The sequence below is a fragment of the Silanimonas sp. genome (assembly GCF_044377035.1).
Classification (GTDB): Bacteria; Pseudomonadota; Gammaproteobacteria; order Xanthomonadales; family Xanthomonadaceae; genus Silanimonas.
The window spans coordinates 19,731-36,596 of sequence record NZ_JBILJW010000013.1; the positions used below are offsets into that span (position 1 = coordinate 19,731).

A 16,866-nucleotide genomic window follows, 5' to 3' on the forward strand; every position below is an offset into this window, starting at 1 on the left:
AGCCTCAACGCCGCTGGCGGCACCATTCGGCTAGCAGCACGGCCGTCGCCGAGGCCACGTTCAGGCTTTCCACGCGGCCGCTGCCGGGAATGCCCACCTTGCGTGAACAAGCGGCCGCCACGGCGAGGTCAAGGCCTTCGCCTTCCGCGCCCAGCACCCACACGCAGCGCGGCGGCAGCGGCAAGGCGTAAAGGTCGTCGCCACCGCGGACGACGGTCGCCAGCAGCTGGAAGCCCAAGCCCTGAAGCTGGGTGGCGGAGTTGTCGCTACGCCCGAGTCGCACCAGAGGCACGGCTTCGGCGCCGCCTTCGGCGACCCGCACCGCCGCACCCGACAGCGCCAGTGGGGAGTCCTTGGGCAGCAGTACGGCGGTCACGCCGAAATGCGCGGCCGAGCGCAGGATCGCGCCGAAGTTGTGCGGATTGCCCACGCCGTCGAGCCACAGCAGCTGGCAGGGGCCGGCAGGCAGGTCGCGCAAGAAGGCCGAGAGCCCGAGTTCGTCGGGGCGGCGCATCGCCATCACCACGCCCTCGTGGTGCTGCGTGCCGGCGACCTTGGCCAGTTCGTCGGCATCGACCACCGTGTAGCCGCGGCGGTTCGCCACGCACCACGCCATCACATCGCGCATCTCGCCCATGCGCTCGGCGAGCAGCCAGAGCTTGCGAAGGTCACCGGGGCGCGCGGCAAACGCGGCCCGCACGGCGTTCAAGCCGAACAGCCGGACCTCATCGTCGTTGCGCGGCGGACGCGGGCGCGCGGCCTCCTCCGGACGATCGGCACGCTCCGTCCGCCCCGGGGGCGAACGGCGACCCGGCCACGGCGTGCGCGGCGGGCCGCTCATGCCTTGGCCTCGCCATCGACGTCGACATGCAGGGTTTCGAGGCGGTCGAGTTCACGGCCACGGGCTTCCGGCGCCGTGGTGTAGGGCGCCACGCGCTGGTAGAGCGCCGGGATCACGTACAGCGTGAGGAAGGTCGACAGCGCGACGCCGAACACGATGACGATGCCGATGGCGTTGCGCGACGCGGAGCCCGCGCCGCCACCGAACATCAGCGGCAAAGCGCCGGCGACGGTCGCGATCGAGGTCATCAGGATCGGGCGCAGGCGGATCGACGAAGCCTCGATCACGGCCTCGCGCACGCTGCGCCCTTCGTCGCGCAGCTGGTTCGCGAACTCGACGATCAGGATGCCGTTCTTCGCCGCGAGGCCCACCAGCATGATCAGGCCGATCTGGCTGAACAGGTTGATGCTCGCCCCGGGGCCCCAGAGCCCGGCCAAGGACAGCAGGTGCATGCTCCAGAGCCCGAACAGCGCGCCGAGCACCGCCAGCGGCACGGTGAGCATGATCACGAAGGGGTGGGCGAAGCTCTCGAACTGCGCCGCCAGCACCAGATACACGATGAGCAGGGCCATCGCGAAGGCGAACAGGATGGCCGCGCTGCTCTGCTGGGCTTCGCGCGCTTCGCCCTTCCAGCCGAGCTGGGCGTTCGGCGGCAGCACGCGGGCCGCGGCGTCCTCCACCCAGGCGGTCGCTTCGCCCAGCGTGTAGCCGGGGGCGAGCGAGGCGGAGATGGTGATGGCGCGCAGGCGGTTGAAGCGGTTGAGGCTGCCGGGTTCTGCCAATTCGCGGAAGGTCACCAGCGACGCCATCGGGATCAGCGGGCCGGCCGACGAACGCACGTACAGGCCGTCGAGGTCCTGCGGCGTGGCGCGGTCGTCCGACTGCGCCTGCAGGATCACGTCGTACTCTTCGCCGCCATCGACGTAGGTGCCGACGCGGCGCGAACCCATCATCGTCTCCAGCGTGCGGCCGATGTCCTGCACCGAAACGCCGAGCGCCGCGGCGCGCTCGCGGTTGATGTCGATGCGCAGCTGCGGGCGGGTTTCCTTGTAGTCCGAATCGGCGCCGAACATCTGCGTGTTCGACTCCATCTCCTTGAGCATCGCGTCGCGCCACTGCGCCAGCTCGGCGTAATCGGGGCCGCCAAGCACGATCTGGAACTGCTGGCCGCCGCGCGAACGCGTCAGGCCGGAACGGGCGATCGGCCGCGCGACGACGCCCGGCACCGCGGCCAACTGGCCCCGGAGGTCGTTGACCACGTCGTTCGTGGTCACGTCGCGCTCGTCCCAGAGCTTCATCAGCACGATCGCGTTGCCGGTGTGCATGTCCTGCTGGCCGCCGCCGAAGCCGCCCGGCACGCGGGCGATGACGCGGTGGATCGCGCCTTCCTCCTTGGCATTGTCGAGCAGGATCGATTCGACCTGCTGCATCTGCGTCACCGTGTAGTCGAAGCCTGCACCCTCTGGGCCGGCTACCGAGACGAAGAACGAACCGCGGTCCTCCGGCGGCGCCAGTTCCGTCGGCACGAGGCGGAACAGCAACACGCTGAGCCCCATCGCCGCGATGACGATGGCCGCGAAGACCCCGGTGCGGCCGACGTGGCGCTCCAGCGAACGCCGGTAGGCGGCGGTGATCCGGCCGAGCACGCCATCGACCTTCGCCGCGAAGCTGCCCGACTCGGGGCGGTGCGGCTCGAGTAGCAGCGAGCACATCATCGGCGTCAGGGTCAGGGCGACGAAGGCCGAAATCGCGATGGCACCGGCCAGCGCCACCGCCAATTCGCGGAACAGGCGCCCGTTGTTGCCTTCGAGGAAGGCGACCGGCACGAACACCGCGATCAGCACGGCCGTCGTGGCGATCACCGCGAAGGCCACCTGGCGGGTGCCACGGCGCGCGGCGACGAGGCGCGGTTCGCCAAGGTCTACGCGGCGCTGGCAGTTCTCCAGCACCACGATGGCATCGTCGACGACCAGGCCGATCGACAGCACGATCGCCAGCAGCGTGAGCAGGTTGATGGAGAAGCCGAAGGCCCACAGCGCGATGAAGGCCGCGGTCAGGCACACCGGCAGGGTTACGGCCGGCACCAGCGCCGCGCGCACGCTGCCGAGGAACAGCCAGATCACGATCAGCACCAGCACCAGGGCTTCGGCGAGCGTCTTCCAAACCTGGAAGACCGACACCTCGATGAACTGCGTCGAGTCGAAGGCGACGCCCATCGAGATGTCGGGCGGCAGCGTCGCGTTGATCGCATCGAGCTCGGCACGCACCGCACGGGCCACGTCGATCGAGTTGGCGGTCGACGTCTTGATGATCTGGAAGCCGACCTGCGGCTCGCCGTTGCCGCGGAACCACGCCCGGCGTTCGGCGGCCTCGCGGTCGACCCGCGCGACATCGCCGAGGCGCACGGGGGTGCCTTCGCGGCCATTGGCGAGCACCAGGGCCGAGAAGTCCTCGGGGGTCTGGTAGGCGCGCGACATCCGCAGGACGAAGTCGCGCGTCGAGGATTCCAGCTGGCCGGCCGGCAGTTCGACGTTTTCGCGACGGAGCGCGCTCTCGACGTCGTTGACCGTCAGGCCACGCGCCGCAAGGGCCGTGCGATCCAGCCAGACCCGCATCGCATAGCGCTGGCCGCCGCCGAGACGCGCGCTGGCCACGCCCGAAATGCTCGAAAAGCGATCGAGCAGGTAGCGCTCGGCGTAGTCGGTCAGGCCAAGGATGTCGCGCTCGGCCGAGGCGACGAAGAGGAACATGATCGGCTCGGCGTCGGCCGAAACCTTCGCGACCTGCGGCGGATCGGCTTCTTCCGGGAGGCGGTCGATGACGCGGCTGACGGCGTCACGCACGTCGTTCGCGGCGGATTCGATGTCACGGCTCAGCGTGAACTCGAGGCTGACGTCGGATCGGCCGTTGCGCGAGGAGCTCTCGATCAGGTCGACGCCTTCGATGCCGGCGACCGCATCCTCGAGCACCTGGGTGATGCGGCTTTCGACCACCGCCGCGGACGCCCCGGGGTAATCGACCTGCACCGAGACCACCGGCGGGTCGATATCGGGCAACTCGCGGAGCGTGAGCTGGGAAAAGGCGATGAGGCCGATAACGATCAGCAGCAGGCTCATCACCGTCGCCAACACCGGGCGGCGGATCGAAAGATCGGAGAGCACCATGGTCGGACTCCTCAGCCGCGCGCCGGCGGCGCGCCGGCGGTGTCGGCCGGGCCGTCGCCCGTCCCGCCCACGGCGGCCTCGACGATCTTTTGGCCCGGTCGCAGCTTCACGGTGCCGTCGACCACCACGCGGTCACCGGCTTCAAGGCCTTCCAGCACCTCGACGCGGCCGGCTTCGCGGGCGCCGAGCTTGACCGGCGCCATCTGCGCAACGCCCTCAGCATCGACGCGATAGACGAAACTGAGGCTGCCGTTCTGCTGCACCGAGATTTCCGGCACCACCAGCGCCTCGCGCTCGGTCTGAAGCACCGACAGGGTGAGCAGCATGCCAGGCAGCAGCTTGCCGTCGGTGTTGTCGACGGCGGCGCGGACGATGACCGAGCGCGTCGCGATGTCGATGCGCGAATCAACGCTGAGGATGCGCCCGAAGAACACCTCGCCGCGCCACGCGTCGCTGCGCGCCTCGACGACGAGGCCGTCCTTCAGCTTCGCGAGGTGCACTTCCGGCACCGAGAAATCGACCTGCATCGTGTCGATGGCGTCGAGCGTGGTGATGGTCGTGCCCGGGCCGAGGAGTTGGCCGGTGCTGACTTCCCGCAGGCCGAGCACGCCGGCGAACGGCGCCACGATCGCGCGGTCGGAGACGCGCGCCATCGCCTGCTGCACTTGGGCCTGCGCGGCATCGCGCGCGGCGCGCTGGGCGTCGAGCTGGCTGGTGGGGATGAGCTTCTGCTCGGCCAGCTGGCGCTGGCGGTCGAACTGGCGCTGCGCCTCCCGCGCGGCGGTGCGCGCCGCATCGAGGTCGGCGACGTCGCCGCCCACATCGAGGTCCACCAGCACCTGCCCCGCTTCGACGCGCTGCCCGCTCTCGAAGCGGACGCGCTCGACGCGTTCGGACAACTTCGAGGTGATGGCGATCGACTCGCTGGCGCGCGCCGTGCCGATCGCGTCGAGGCGGTCGGTCCAGGTCGCCATCGCCGCGAGCTGCGTCGTCACCACGGCCGGCGGCCCACCGGCGCCGCCCGGGCCGCCCCCCGCATTGCCACCGCAAGCCACGAGACCGATGGCCGCGGCCAGCAGCAGTCCACTTCGCAGGTTCATGCACGTTCCTTCCATCGACGCCGACCTGGACGGCCGGCGATAGCCCGCTAGGATGCCGCAAGGGCCGTTAGCGTCGCATCGACAGGCGTAGCAAACTTGCAACGCTGCATTGCGCGAAGACGCTGGACTCAGCGCTTTCCGCCCTCGGACGCGCCAGCATGATCGGTGGGAGCCACCCGGGGCAACCGGATCTCGAAGCGACTGCCTTCGCCGGGCCGCGATTGCGCGCTGAGTTCGCCGCCGAGCACGCGCGCGACGATCCGGTGGCAGATCGAGAGCCCCAGCCCCGACCCGCCGCGGCCGAGGCGGGTGGTGAAGAACGGATGGAAGATCTGCGCGAGCGTGCCCGGCGCCATGCCGATGCCGTCATCGGCCACCACGATGCGCACCGCGTCGCCGTCTTCGCTCGCCGAGACCTGCACGATGCCCTCCTCGCGACCTTCGAAGCCATGGACCAGCGCGTTCTGCACGAGGTTGGTGAGCACCTGCCCGAGCGGGCCCGGGAAACTGTCCATGCGGACCTCCCGGGGCACCTCGGCACGTAGCACCCAAGGCTGGGTCTTCAGGCCGGGGCGCAGGGTAGCGAGGATGTCCTCGACGAGTTCGCCCAGATCGAACTCGCGCCGCCGTTCGGACGCCCGGTCGACGGCCACCTGCTTGAAGCTTGCGACGAGCTCGGCGGCGCGCTCGATCGAGGCCGTGCAGAGGCGGCTGGCTTCGACCGCATGGGCGAGCGATGCGGCGAACTCGCTGCGCGTGAGCTGGCCCGTCGCCATGCGCTGCTCGAGGGCCTCGAGGTCCGCGTGCACCGTGGTCGACGCCATCAGCGCGTTGCCGATCGGCGTGTTCAGTTCGTGCGAGACGCCCGCCACCATCGCGCCGAGCGAGGCCAGCGTGCCCGATTCCACCAGTTCGTCCTGCGCGCGGGTCAGGTTGCGCAGCGCCTCGTTGAGCTCGGCCGTGCGGGCCTGGACGTTGGCCTCGAGGCCGCGCGATAGGGCCAGCGTCTGCTCGTACTGGTCACGGTACGCGCGCGTGCTCCGGGCGCCGACGATCGCCCCCAGCACGACCGCGAAGATCGCGCTGATGGCGTGCGGGATGCGCGTATCCATGGGCGGCGGCACGAAACCCTGCCCGGAAAGCTCGAGCCAGAGCAGGCCGAGCACGGCAACCGTCGCCACGAGGCCCACCGCCACCGCGTGCCGGGTGCCCAGCATGAAGCCGGCACCCATGGCGGCGACCGGCAGGAACAACAGGTTGCCGTCGAGCAGGCCGTAGCCGCGGTAGAGGCCCCAGATCGGGATCAGCGTGCCGCCCCAGATGAACACCCGCATCGCAGCGCCGATCGATCCGCGGTGCACGAGGGCCAGCACCACCACGCCCACCACGCCGCCCACGAGGGCCGGACTGAGCCGCATGGCCCCCGTGGTGACATAGAACGACAGCGGACCGATGACGGCGTTCAGCAGCAGCAGCGCGGCGATGGCCTGCATGCCGCGTGCGGTGCCGCGCGCCTGGAACAACCGCTCCCTCTGCTCGTCGGATGACGCCTTGCTGCTGTCCTGCATGTCCCGAATCCTGCGATCGGGCCGTCGGGGGGAGGCGGCCGTTGGAACCTCAACGGGAATCAGGATAGCCGAGCCCGCGCCAGGGGCATGCCGTGGCGCAGCAATGAAAACGCCGGCCCGAGGGCCGGCGTTTCATCGGCGGGAGGCCTCGACTGCCCCTCCCCCGCCCGCCGCAGCGCGGCGGGCGTTCGCACTCGTCAGCGAGCACTGCTCGCCGGACGACGGAGGCTTAGCCTTCCCACTCGCCGAGCGCGGCCAGGCCGTTTTCCTTGGCGCGGGCGTAGACGATCTTCTGGGCTTCAGCGACGTTGTTCGCCGGGTCCTTGCCCCAGATCTTCAGCGCGGCGGCCTGCATGGCGCGGCCGTAGCTGAAGCTCAGCGGCCAGGGGTTGCCCTCGAGCTGGTTCATCTCGTTGAGGTGACGGGTGGCCTGCTCGTCGCTCTGGCCGCCCGAGAGGAACACGATCCCCGGCAGGTTGGCCGGCACGGTGGCCTTGAGGCAGTGGACGGTCTGCGCAGCCACTTCCTCGGCGTCTGCCTGCTCTTCGCAAGCCTTGCCCGAGATGACCATGCTGGCCTTCAGGATCGTGCCCTCGAGCATCACGTTGTGCTCGTAGAGCGCCGAGAACAGGCTGCGGAGCACGGCTTCGGTGACGTCGTAGCAGGTGTCGATGTCGTGGTCGCCGTCGATCAGCACTTCCGGCTCGACCATCGGCACGATGCCGGCTTCCTGGCACAGGGCGGCGTAGCGGGCCAGTGCGTGGGCGTTCGACTCGATGCAGGTGCCGGTCGGGATGTCCTCGCCGATCGAGATGACGGCGCGCCACTTGGCGAACTTGGCGCCGAGCTTCGCGTACTCCTGAAGGCGTTCGCGCAGGCCGTCGAGGCCTTCGGTCACGGTCTCGCCCGGGCAGCCGGCCAGCGCTTTCGCGCCGGTGTCGACCTTGATGCCGGGGAGGATGCCGGCGTCCATCATCACCTTGGCGAACGGCACGCCGTCCTTGGTGCTCTGGCGCAGGGTCTCGTCGAACAGGATGGCACCCGAGATGTAGTCGGACAGGTTCGGCGTGGTGAGCAGCATCTCGCGGTAGGCGCGACGGTTCTCTTCCGTGTTGGCGATGCCGACCGAGTCGAATCGCTTGCCGATCGTGGCGGTGGATTCGTCGATGGCGATGATGCCCTTGCCGGGGGCGACCATGGCCTGGGCGATGTCAGCGAGTTCTTCGATGCTCATTAGCGGGGGCTCGGCGGGTGGGAAAGACCCGGGATTATAGCCGAGCGCCCCGAAGGGCCGTTCCAATCGATTTCAGCCCCCCCCCCAGGGACGGTGGGGGCTAGAGCTCGCCGAGCCCCTCGACATGCCCGCCCACGCCGATCTCGAGCAGGCGCAGGGTGTTGGTGGCGCCACGACGCTCCATCGAGTCGCCGTTGGTGACGATGATGCGGTCGCCGGCGTCGAGCAGGCCGAGATCGTGCAGCTGCTTGGCCGCGGAACGGGCCGCCACGCCCGGCGACAGGCCGCGGGTGTCGAAGTGGATCGGGAAGACGTCGCGCATCAGCGACATCTTCCGCCGGGCCTCGTCGAAGCGGCTCAGCGCGAACACCGGCACCTGCGAGCGGAAGCGCGACAGGTGGCGCGCCGTGCCGCCGGATTCCGTCAGCGCGACGATGCCCTTCAGCTCGATGTGCTCGGTGAGGAACATCGTCGCCATGGCGATGGCTTCGTCGGCGCGCGTCAGGCCGCGGCGGGCGGCTTCGAAATCGGTGTCATGGCGGAACTGGCGCTCGGCGCCGAGGCAGATGCTGGCCATGGCCTCGACCGACTTCACCGGATACAGGCCGCTGGCCGTCTCGGCCGAGAGCATCACCGTGTCGGTGCCGTCGATGACGGAGTTCGCGACGTCGAGCACTTCCGCACGCGTCGGGATCGGGTTGTCGACCATCGACTGCAGCATCTGCGTGGCGGTGATGACGATGCGGTTGCGCGCCACCGACTCGCGGATGATCTTCTTCTGCAGGCCGGGCAGCTCGGCATAGCCGATCTCCACGCCGAGGTCGCCGCGCGCGACCATGATCACTTCCGCGGCTTCGACGATCTCGACGAGATTCTCGATGGCTTCCGCGCGTTCGATCTTGGCGACGATCTGCGCATCGGAACCGGCGGCACGCGCCAACTCGCGGGCCAGCTCGATGTCGGCGGCCGAACGGCAGAACGAGACGGCGATGAAGTCGACGCCCAGCTTGGCGGCGGTGGCGATGTGGCCGCGGTCCTCGTCGGTGAGCGCGCCGAGGCTGAGGCCACCGCCGAGCCGGTTCAGGCCCTTGCGGTTCGAGAGCGCGCCGTCGGTCATCACCTCGGTGTGGACGACGTCGCCGGCGACCTTCTCGACGCGCAGGCTGATGAGGCCGTCGTCGAGCAGCAGGGTGTCACCGGGCCCGACGTCGCGCGGCAGGCCGAGGTAGCTGCAGCCCACCTGCGTGGCATCCCCGGGCGGCGCGTCGGCGCGGCACACGAGGGCGAAAGCCTGGCCAGCCTTGAGCAGCACCTTGCCCTCGGCGAACTTCTCGATGCGGATCTTCGGGCCCGGCAAGTCGGCCAGCACGCCGATCTCGCGACCGGTGCGGGACGCGACGGCGCGGACCGCGGCGATGCGCTGGGCATGGTGCTCTGCGGTGCCGTGGGAGAAGTTCAGGCGCACGGCGTTCAAGCCAGCGGCCAGCAGCGCGTCGATGACGCCCGGCGCATCGGTGGCCGGACCCAGGGTGGCGAGGATTTTGGTGCGGCGCAGCGGCTGGCTCATGGTCACGCGGCATGGAAGGGAGTGCCGACTAACCTATCAGCATTCCCGGACGCCCAATCATGCTTACGTTTGCATTCCCTCCGGCGCGACGCCGACGACGCCTCGCCTTGGCCGGCGCGCTGTTCCTCGCCTTCGATGCGCTATTGATGGGCGTGGCCATCGCCTGGATCACCCGTGGCGAACAAATCGGCCTCGCCGTGGCGCTCGCCGGTGCGGGCGCCGGTGTGTCCTGCCTGCTGGCCTGGGTGCTGTCGCGACCGCCGCGAGCCACGCTCATCGATGGCACGTTGCGAGTCGAGGCCGCGCACCGGACGTTCGTTCTGGATCGCGACGCGCTGCGGGCTGCACGGATCGTCGAACTCGACCTCGCCGCCCTGCCCCGCGAGGCCCTGCCCAAACCGCTGCAGGGAACGTCGCGCTGGTCCACCGGCGATGCGATGGGCTGGCAGTCCGACGGCAACGGCAGCCCGGTGTTCTGCGCCGTGACCCGCATTGGGCCCGCGCTGCGCATCGATGCCGGCGAGGCCGGGGTCCTTCTGTGGACACCGGCCGAACCGGACGCGGCGCGACGGGCGATCGCCGACGCCGTCGTGGGCTGACTCAGCCGCCCCGCGCTTCCAACGCCGCCACCGCCGGCAGAGTCTTGCCTTCGAGGAACTCGAGGAAGGCGCCGCCGCCGGTGGAGATGTAGCTGACTTCCGCCTCGACGCCGTACTTGTCGATGGCGGCCAGCGTGTCGCCGCCGCCGGCGATCGAGAAGGCCTTCGAGGCCGAGATCGCGCGCGCCAACGCTTCGGTGCCCTTGCCGAAGGCGTCGAACTCGAACACGCCCACCGGCCCGTTCCACACCACGGTGCCGGCCTTGGCGATCAGCTCGGCGTAGCGGGCGGCGGTCTTCGGGCCGATGTCCAGGATCATCTCGCCGTCCTGCACCGCATCCACCGCGCGCACCGTGGCCGGCGCGTCGGCGGCGAAGGCCGGGGCCACGACCACGTCGTCCGGCAGCGGGATGGAGGCGCCGCGCGCCTTGGCCTTCTCGACGATGGCGCGGGCGGTGTCGAGCAGATCCATCTCGACCAGCGACTTGCCGACCGGGTAGCCCGCCGCGGCGATGAAGGTGTTGGCAATGCCGCCGCCGACGATCAACTGGTCGACCTTGTCGACGAGGCTGCCGAGCAGTTCAAGTTTGGTGCTGACCTTGGAGCCAGCCACGATGGCCAGCAGCGGGCGCGCCGGGTGCGCGAGGGCCTTGGCCAGCGCGTCGAGCTCGGCCATCAGCAGCGGGCCGCCGGCGGCGACCTTGGCCGCGCGGATGACGCCGTGGGTCGAGGCCTGCGCGCGGTGCGCGGTGCCGAAGGCGTCCATGACGAAGACATCGCAGAGCGCGGCGTACTTGGCCGACAGCGCGGCATCGTCCTTGCCCTCGCCGACGTTCATGCGGCAGTTCTCCAGCAGCACGACCTCACCGCGCTGCACGGCCACGCCGTCCACCCAGTCGCGCACCAGCGGCACCGGGCGGCCGAGGTGGGCGGAGAGGCGCTCAGCCACCGGCGCCAGCGAGTCCTCGGCGGTCCACTGGCCTTCCTTCGGGCGGCCGAGGTGCGAGGTGACCATCACCGCCGCGCCCTTCTCGAGGGCCAGGCGGATGGTGGGGAGCGAGGCCGTGATGCGCTGCTCCGACGTCACCTTGCCGTCGTCGATCGGCACGTTGAGGTCCTGGCGGATCAGGACGCGCTTGCCGGCAAGGTCGAGGTCGGTCATGCGGAGGATGGCCATGGGGGCTCCGGTGCGATGGGAAAGGCGCGCATTGTCGCATCGTCCGCGGCACGGCTAGCATGGCCGCATGGACGGGAAAACCACGCGCGCTGCGACCCTCGATGACGCCCTCGCGGCCCTGCGCCGCGGCGAGCCGATCGGCCTCCCCACCGAGACGGTGTACGGCCTTGCGGCCGACGCCCACGACCCGGCGGCCATCCGACGCATCTACGAACTGAAGGGCCGTCCTTCGGACCACCCGCTGATCGTCCACGTGGCCGACGCGGTCACCGCCTCGCGCTGGGCCGGCGATTGGCCGGACGCCGCCGAAGCGCTTGCAGAGGCCTTCTGGCCGGGGCCGCTCACCCTGATCCTGCCGCGCGCCGCCAACGTGCCCGACGAGGTCACCGGCGGGCAGGACACTGTCGGCCTGCGCGTGCCGGCGCACCCGGTGGCCCAGGCCCTGCTGCGCGCCTTCGAGGGCGGCGTGGCCGCGCCTTCGGCGAACCGGTTCGGCCGGCTGTCGCCAACGACCGCAGCGCATGTGCGCGAGGAGTTCGGCGACGCCGTGCCGATCGTGCTCGATGGCGGCGAATGCGAGATCGGCCTCGAAAGCACGATCGTCGATCTTTCAACGGACACGCCGCGCATCCTGCGCCCGGGCAAGATCAGCCGCCCGGAGATCGAGGAAGTGATCGGCCCCGTGGCGGAAGGCAAGGACGGCGACAGCCCGCGCGCCTCGGGCACGCTGGCCTCGCACTACGCGCCGCGCGCCAGCGTCGAGGTGCTCGCGCGCGCGCCGCTGGTCGCCCGATTCCACGAGCTCGCCAAGCGCGGGCAGAAGGTGGCCGCCCTGCTGCGCGGCCAGCCCTTCAAGGACATCGACGGCGAAGTGCTGCCCAGCGACCTCGCCGGCTACGGCCATGCGCTCTACGCGGCGCTGAGACGGCTCGACGCGCGCGGCTTCGACGTGCTGCTGGCCGAGCTGCCGCCGCACACCGCGGCCTGGGCGGCCGTCAACGACCGGCTGAAGCGCGCCGCGGCGCCGCGCGATGCCGATGGCACCTGAGCACCCGCGCGTTCTCATCCTTGGTGGCGGCTTCGGCGGCCTCGCGGCCGCCAAGGCCCTGAAGGGCGCCGCGGTCGACGTCACGCTCGTCGACCGCACCAACCACCACCTGTTCCAGCCCCTGCTCTACCAGGTCGCCACGGCCGGGCTGGCGGCCCCGTCGATCGCCGCACCCATCCGCCACATCCTGCGCGGCCAGCGCAACGTCACGGTGCTGATGGGCGAGGTGGTCGACATCGACCTCGCGGCGCGCTCGGTGACGCTCGCGGAAGGTGGCGTCCTCGGTTTCGACCATCTGGTCGTCGCCACTGGCGCCACGCATTCCTACTTCGGCCGCGACGACTGGGCCACGCATGCGCCGGGCTTGAAGACGCTGGCGGACGCGCAGGGCATCCGCGCGCGCCTGCTCGAGGCTTTCGAGCGCGCCGAGGGCAGCACCGACGCCGCCGAGCGCGCGGCGCTGCTTCGCTTCGTGGTGATCGGCGGCGGCCCGACCGGCGTCGAAATGGCCGGCACGCTGGCCGAAATCGCGCGCCATACGCTCCAAGGCGAGTTCCGCGGCATCGATCCCGCGAGCGCGGAAATCCTGCTGCTGGAAGGCGGCGCGCGGATTCTCGCCGCCTATCCCGAAGCGCTCTCCGCCAGCGCGAAGCGCCAGCTCGAAAGCCTCGGCGTGTGCGTCCGGCTGGGCGCGAAGGTCGTCGGCATCGATGCCGACGGCGTCGACGTCGAACGCGAGGGCGTGCGCGAGCGCCTGCCAACGCGAAACGTGGTGTGGGGTGCCGGCGTCAAGGCGTCGCCGCTGGGTGCGCTGCTGGCGAGGGCGGCTGGGATCGATCCCGACCGTGCCGGACGCGTGCCGGTAACGTCCGACCTCTCGCTGCCCGGGCATCCCGAAGTGCAGGTCATCGGCGACCTCGCCGCGCTGAGCATCGACGGGCAAGCGGTCCCCGGCATCGCGCCGGCAGCCAAGCAGATGGGCCAGCACGCGGCCCGGAACGTCATCGCCCGCCTTCGCGGACAGGCGACGACGCCCTTCCGCTACCGCGACTACGGTTCGATGGCGACCATTGGCCGGCACCGTGCCATCGGCGTGATCGGCGGGATGCGCTTCACCGGCCTGCTCGCCTGGTGGCTGTGGCTGTTCGCGCACATCGTTTTCCTGATCGGCTACCGCAACCGGCTGGTCGTACTGATGGACTGGGCTTCGCAGTACTGGACGATGCAGCGCCATGCGCGGGTGTTTTCACCCCGCGACGAGGCGCCCTGACGCCGTTCAGCCCTCGACCAGCCGCACCTCGGCCGTCGCCAGCCGCTTGAGCGCGGATCGCCGCTGCCGGTGCTCCCAGGTGTCGAACAGCACCCACTCGACCGGCCGCCACAGCGCCACCCAGCCGAGGATCAGCAGGCCCTCGCGCAGCACCTCGGCGATGCCGCCGCCTTCGGCGAAAAGGCCTCGGAGGCCAAGCGCCGCAAGCAGCACGACGACTCCCAGCAGCATGGCGAAGCGGTGCATGCGCGCACGCGCGGCGCGGCGCTTGTCGGCGCGCGCCCACAGCCAACCGAAATGCGCGTGCACGGCCTCCGCCACTTCGGCTTCGCGCGCCACCAACGCCGGCGGAACGCGCACGCGGAGGCGCAGCGGCTCGTCGCCCGGTGCGTCCTCCGCGCATTCCAGCAGGTAGGCCTCGGCGGCGCGATCCAGCGCCTTGTCGCGGAACGGCGCCGGGTCGAGCAGGTCGTAGAGCTGCTCGAGGCGTTCGAGGCGGATCTCGATGTCGGCCATGGCCCCCTGCTGGGGAGGCTTACTTCGCCGCCATCAGCGCCAGCGTGGTGTCCAGCATGCGGTTGCTGAAGCCCCACTCGTTGTCGTACCAGCTCAGCACCTTCACCAGCGTGCCGCCCATGACGCGGGTCTGCGTGCTGTCGTAGATCGAGCTGCGCGGGTCGTGGTTGAAGTCGACCGACACCAGCGGCTTCGTGTTGATGCCGAGGATGCCCTTCAGCGCGCCGTTCGAGGCCTCGAGCACGGCGGCGTCGATCTCTTCCTTCGTGGTGGCGCGGGCGGCGACGAACGACAGGTCGACCACCGAAACGTTGATCGTCGGCACGCGCATGGCGAAGCCGTCGAGCTTGCCGTTGAGCTCCGGCAGCACCAGGCCCACCGCGGCGGCGGCGCCGGTCTTGGTCGGGATCTGGCTCATCGTGGCCGAACGGGCGCGGCGCAGGTCGGAGTGGTAGACGTCCGTCAGCACCTGGTCGTTGGTGTAGGCGTGAATGGTCGTCATCAGGCCGTGGACGATGCCCACCTTCTCGTGCAGCACCTTGGCGAGCGGCGCGAGGCAGTTGGTGGTGCAGCTGGCGTTGGAGATGACGGTGTCCGAGGCCTTCAGCACGCCGTGGTTCACGCCGAAGACGACGGTGGCGTCGACATCGGCGGCGCCCGGGGCTGAGATCACGACCTTCTTGGCGCCACCAGCAAGGTGCGCACCGGCCTTGGCCTTCGAGGTGAAGATGCCGGTGCACTCCAGCACCACGTCGACGCCGTTCGCGCCCCACGGCAGCTTGGCCGGATCGCGCTCTGCGAACACCTTGATGCGGTCGCCATTGATGACGAGGTCGCCGCCGTCCACAGCGACGGTACCCGGGAACTTGCCGTGGGCCGTGTCGTACTGCGTCAGGTGGGCATTGGTCTCGGCGTCGCCGAGGTCGTTGATCGCGACGATCTGGATCTCACCGTTCCGCTGCGACTCGTACAGCGCGCGGAGGACGTTGCGACCGATGCGGCCGTAACCGTTGATGCCGATCTTGATGGCCATGGAGCGCTCCTGTGGGCGTTGAGGGGGAAAGCGCGCTAGTTTACCCGCCCTTCCCATGCCCTGCCCCATCGTCGCCGCCCCATGCCCGCCCCTGCACACCCCTTCGCCCGCCGATCCACCGCCCTGCTGGCGGCGGGCCTGGCCCTGCTGTCGCTGCTGCCCCGCACGGCCGCGGCCTGGGGCTTCGACGGGCACCGCGTCGTCGGGATGCTCGCCGAATCGGAACTCAGCCCGACCGCACGGGCCGAGGTAAAGCGCCTGCTCGCCGGGGAGCCGGAGCCGACCCTCGCCGGGGTTTCCACGTGGGCCGACACGCTGCGCGACGACCCGGCGTGGCGCCACACCGGTCGCTGGCATTGGGTGAACCTGCCGCGCACCGACCCCTGCACCTACGACGCCGCGCGCGACTGCCCCGGCGGTGACTGCGTGGTTGGCGCCATCGCCGCCCAGCGCGCGATCCTCGCCGACCGCTCCCGCAGCGACGCCCAGCGCCGCGACGCGCTGAAGTTCCTCGTGCATTTCGTCGGCGACGTGCACCAGCCTTTCCACGCCGGCTTCGGCTTCGACCGCGGCGGCAACCAGACGCAGCTGCGTTTCGACCGCCAAGGTTGGAACCTCCACAGCCTCTGGGACAGCGCGATGGTGAAGCACGCCGGCCTCGAGCCCGACGCATACGCGCGGCAGCTACGCGGTGGCCCGAGGCTTCCCGCCGATGCCACCTTGGCGCTGGCTCGCCCCGAGGAACACTGGGCGCTGGAGAGCTGCCAGGCCATCCACGACGACGGCCTCTATCCGGCCCGCCGCGCTGTGGGCCGCGGCTACCTCGACCAGCATCGACCGCTGGCGGAAACGCGTCTGCGGCAAGCGGGCGCGAGGCTCGCGGCACTGCTGGAAAGCGCGCTTGTGGCGCCAATTGATATGGATCAAACGCGCCGTTGATCGACATCAACGAGGGGGCGCCGAAGGCATCGGAGGATGGTCGCGACCGCAACAACGGCCTTGACCCAAGGAGTCCTGAGATGAACCGCTTCCGCCTTCCACTGATCGCCGCCCTCGCCCTCGCCGCAGGCTCCGCCCATGCCGCCGACGACTGGTTCGTCCGCGCCGGCGCCACCAACGTGAGCCCGACCTCGGGCAACGGCACGCTCGCCGGCACGCTCGCGCTCGATATCGATAGCGAGACGACGCTGGGCTTCACCGTCGGCCGCTACTTGAACGACAACTGGGCGGTTGAGCTGCTGGCCGCGGCACCGTTTGGCCACACGGCAACCCTCAACGGCGCGCGCTCGGTGGACTTCAAGCACCTGCCGCCGACGCTGAGCCTGCAGTACTACTTCGGCCAGCCGGAATCGACGGTGCGTCCGTTCTTCGGCGCTGGCCTGAACTACACGCTGGTATTCGACGAGCAGGAGCGCGGCCCGGTCGCTGGTACGCGCGTCGACCTCGACAACAGCTGGGGCCTCGCCGCCCAGGCCGGCCTGCTGTGGAACTTCAGCGACAACTGGCACGCCACCGCCGACGTGCGCTGGATCGACATCGATTCCGACGCGCGCCTCAACGGCGCCAGCATCGGCACGGCGAACGTCGACCCGCTGGTCGTCAGCCTGATGCTCGGCACCTCGTTCTGATCGACGGCTCGCGGCACGCCGGCACGGGATACGCTGTGTCCTTCCCGGGACGACGCCACCGCGAGCCATGAGCGACCCTTTGTTGCACCGGGCCTCCCGCGCTTCTCCCGCGGGAGCGCCT

Annotated in this window: 14 protein-coding genes; 5 read left to right on the forward strand and 9 right to left on the reverse strand. The window is 70.3% G+C overall.

Annotation, left to right across the window (positions count from 1 at the left end):
• Window positions 1-4: 4 nt before the first annotated feature.
• The 6 genes from ACIQ6S_RS08795 to pyk all read right to left on the reverse strand — a co-directional run bounded on the left by ACIQ6S_RS08795 (window position 5) and on the right by pyk (window position 9,474).
• Window positions 5-841, reverse strand: coding sequence for a TrmH family RNA methyltransferase (locus ACIQ6S_RS08795; RefSeq protein WP_397574170.1), 837 nt, complete (start codon window positions 839-841; stop codon window positions 5-7).
• On the reverse strand, window positions 838-4,005 hold the full coding sequence (locus ACIQ6S_RS08800) for an efflux RND transporter permease subunit (protein ID WP_397608031.1): 3,168 nt from the start codon (window positions 4,003-4,005) through the stop codon (window positions 838-840). Before ACIQ6S_RS08800 ends, ACIQ6S_RS08795 begins: the two co-directional genes overlap by 4 nt.
• 11 nt (window positions 4,006-4,016) lie before the next feature.
• Window positions 4,017-5,105 (reverse strand): efflux RND transporter periplasmic adaptor subunit, encoded by a 1,089-nt coding sequence (locus ACIQ6S_RS08805; protein WP_397608032.1) that lies wholly within the window; start codon window positions 5,103-5,105, stop codon window positions 4,017-4,019.
• A 128-nt stretch (window positions 5,106-5,233) separates the two neighbouring features.
• Window positions 5,234-6,673: a sensor histidine kinase gene (locus tag ACIQ6S_RS08810; RefSeq protein ID WP_397608033.1), complete on the reverse strand. Its 1,440-nt coding sequence runs from the start codon at window positions 6,671-6,673 to the stop codon at window positions 5,234-5,236.
• 229 nt (window positions 6,674-6,902) lie between these two features.
• The gene (locus ACIQ6S_RS08815; protein WP_397595807.1) at window positions 6,903-7,907 is read right to left on the reverse strand and encodes a class I fructose-bisphosphate aldolase; all 1,005 of its coding nucleotides are present in this window, start codon (window positions 7,905-7,907) and stop codon (window positions 6,903-6,905) included.
• A gap of 100 nt (window positions 7,908-8,007) precedes the next feature.
• The gene (gene pyk, locus ACIQ6S_RS08820) at window positions 8,008-9,474 is read right to left on the reverse strand and encodes a pyruvate kinase (RefSeq protein ID WP_397573972.1); all 1,467 of its coding nucleotides are present in this window, start codon (window positions 9,472-9,474) and stop codon (window positions 8,008-8,010) included.
• Between the two features lie 59 nt (window positions 9,475-9,533).
• Between pyk and ACIQ6S_RS08825 the strand changes: the two genes are divergently transcribed.
• Window positions 9,534-10,073, forward strand: coding sequence for a hypothetical protein (locus ACIQ6S_RS08825; protein ID WP_397608034.1), 540 nt, complete (start codon window positions 9,534-9,536; stop codon window positions 10,071-10,073).
• A 1-nt stretch (window position 10,074) separates the two neighbouring features.
• On the opposite strand, the gene ACIQ6S_RS08830 is transcribed toward ACIQ6S_RS08825, so the two are convergent.
• Window positions 10,075-11,250 carry a phosphoglycerate kinase gene (locus tag ACIQ6S_RS08830; protein ID WP_397608035.1) on the reverse strand — a complete coding sequence of 392 codons (1,176 nt, stop codon included), beginning with the start codon at window positions 11,248-11,250 and terminating at the stop codon, window positions 10,075-10,077.
• 67 nt (window positions 11,251-11,317) lie between these two features.
• Between ACIQ6S_RS08830 and ACIQ6S_RS08835 the strand changes: the two genes are divergently transcribed.
• Together ACIQ6S_RS08835 and ACIQ6S_RS08840 are read left to right on the forward strand one after the other, a co-directional pair.
• Window positions 11,318-12,298, forward strand: coding sequence for an L-threonylcarbamoyladenylate synthase (locus ACIQ6S_RS08835; protein ID WP_397608036.1), 981 nt, complete (start codon window positions 11,318-11,320; stop codon window positions 12,296-12,298).
• Complete coding sequence (locus ACIQ6S_RS08840) at window positions 12,282-13,568, forward strand: NAD(P)/FAD-dependent oxidoreductase (protein WP_397608037.1); 1,287 nt, start codon at window positions 12,282-12,284, stop codon at window positions 13,566-13,568. Before ACIQ6S_RS08835 ends, ACIQ6S_RS08840 begins: the two co-directional genes overlap by 17 nt.
• 6 nt (window positions 13,569-13,574) lie before the next feature.
• On the opposite strand, the gene ACIQ6S_RS08845 is transcribed toward ACIQ6S_RS08840, so the two are convergent.
• Together ACIQ6S_RS08845 and gap are read right to left on the reverse strand one after the other, a co-directional pair.
• Entirely contained in the window at window positions 13,575-14,084 is a 510-nt protein-coding gene (locus ACIQ6S_RS08845; RefSeq protein WP_397608038.1) for a hypothetical protein, read from the reverse strand.
• Window positions 14,085-14,103: 19 nt separating this feature from the next.
• A complete protein-coding gene (gene gap, locus ACIQ6S_RS08850) occupies window positions 14,104-15,117 on the reverse strand; it encodes a type I glyceraldehyde-3-phosphate dehydrogenase (protein ID WP_397608039.1) in 1,014 nt (337 codons plus the stop codon).
• Between the two features lie 81 nt (window positions 15,118-15,198).
• Between gap and ACIQ6S_RS08855 the strand changes: the two genes are divergently transcribed.
• Window positions 15,199-16,056 (forward strand): S1/P1 nuclease, encoded by an 858-nt coding sequence (locus ACIQ6S_RS08855; RefSeq protein ID WP_397608040.1) that lies wholly within the window; start codon window positions 15,199-15,201, stop codon window positions 16,054-16,056.
• Between the two features lie 80 nt (window positions 16,057-16,136).
• Window positions 16,137-16,745: an OmpW family protein gene (locus ACIQ6S_RS08860; protein ID WP_397608041.1), complete on the forward strand. Its 609-nt coding sequence runs from the start codon at window positions 16,137-16,139 to the stop codon at window positions 16,743-16,745.
• The last annotated feature ends 121 nt before the right edge of the window (window positions 16,746-16,866 follow it).

Excerpts from the sequence above, each read along its gene's own strand:
- ACIQ6S_RS08795 (WP_397574170.1), bottom strand. The coding sequence starts at position 841 with ATGAGCGGCCCGCCGCGCACGCCGTGGCCGGGTCGCCGTTCGCCCCCG.
- ACIQ6S_RS08800 (WP_397608031.1), bottom strand. The coding sequence starts at position 4,005 with ATGGTGCTCTCCGATCTTTCGATCCGCCGCCCGGTGTTGGCGACGGTG.
- ACIQ6S_RS08805 (WP_397608032.1), bottom strand. The coding sequence starts at position 5,105 with ATGAACCTGCGAAGTGGACTGCTGCTGGCCGCGGCCATCGGTCTCGTG.
- ACIQ6S_RS08810 (WP_397608033.1), bottom strand. The coding sequence starts at position 6,673 with ATGCAGGACAGCAGCAAGGCGTCATCCGACGAGCAGAGGGAGCGGTTG.
- ACIQ6S_RS08815 (WP_397595807.1), bottom strand. The coding sequence starts at position 7,907 with ATGAGCATCGAAGAACTCGCTGACATCGCCCAGGCCATGGTCGCCCCC.
- pyk (WP_397573972.1), bottom strand. The coding sequence starts at position 9,474 with ATGAGCCAGCCGCTGCGCCGCACCAAAATCCTCGCCACCCTGGGTCCG.
- ACIQ6S_RS08825 (WP_397608034.1), top strand. The coding sequence starts at position 9,534 with ATGCTTACGTTTGCATTCCCTCCGGCGCGACGCCGACGACGCCTCGCC.
- ACIQ6S_RS08830 (WP_397608035.1), bottom strand. The coding sequence starts at position 11,250 with ATGGCCATCCTCCGCATGACCGACCTCGACCTTGCCGGCAAGCGCGTC.
- ACIQ6S_RS08835 (WP_397608036.1), top strand. The coding sequence starts at position 11,318 with ATGGACGGGAAAACCACGCGCGCTGCGACCCTCGATGACGCCCTCGCG.
- ACIQ6S_RS08840 (WP_397608037.1), top strand. The coding sequence starts at position 12,282 with ATGCCGATGGCACCTGAGCACCCGCGCGTTCTCATCCTTGGTGGCGGC.
- ACIQ6S_RS08845 (WP_397608038.1), bottom strand. The coding sequence starts at position 14,084 with ATGGCCGACATCGAGATCCGCCTCGAACGCCTCGAGCAGCTCTACGAC.
- gap (WP_397608039.1), bottom strand. The coding sequence starts at position 15,117 with ATGGCCATCAAGATCGGCATCAACGGTTACGGCCGCATCGGTCGCAAC.
- ACIQ6S_RS08855 (WP_397608040.1), top strand. The coding sequence starts at position 15,199 with ATGCCCGCCCCTGCACACCCCTTCGCCCGCCGATCCACCGCCCTGCTG.
- ACIQ6S_RS08860 (WP_397608041.1), top strand. The coding sequence starts at position 16,137 with ATGAACCGCTTCCGCCTTCCACTGATCGCCGCCCTCGCCCTCGCCGCA.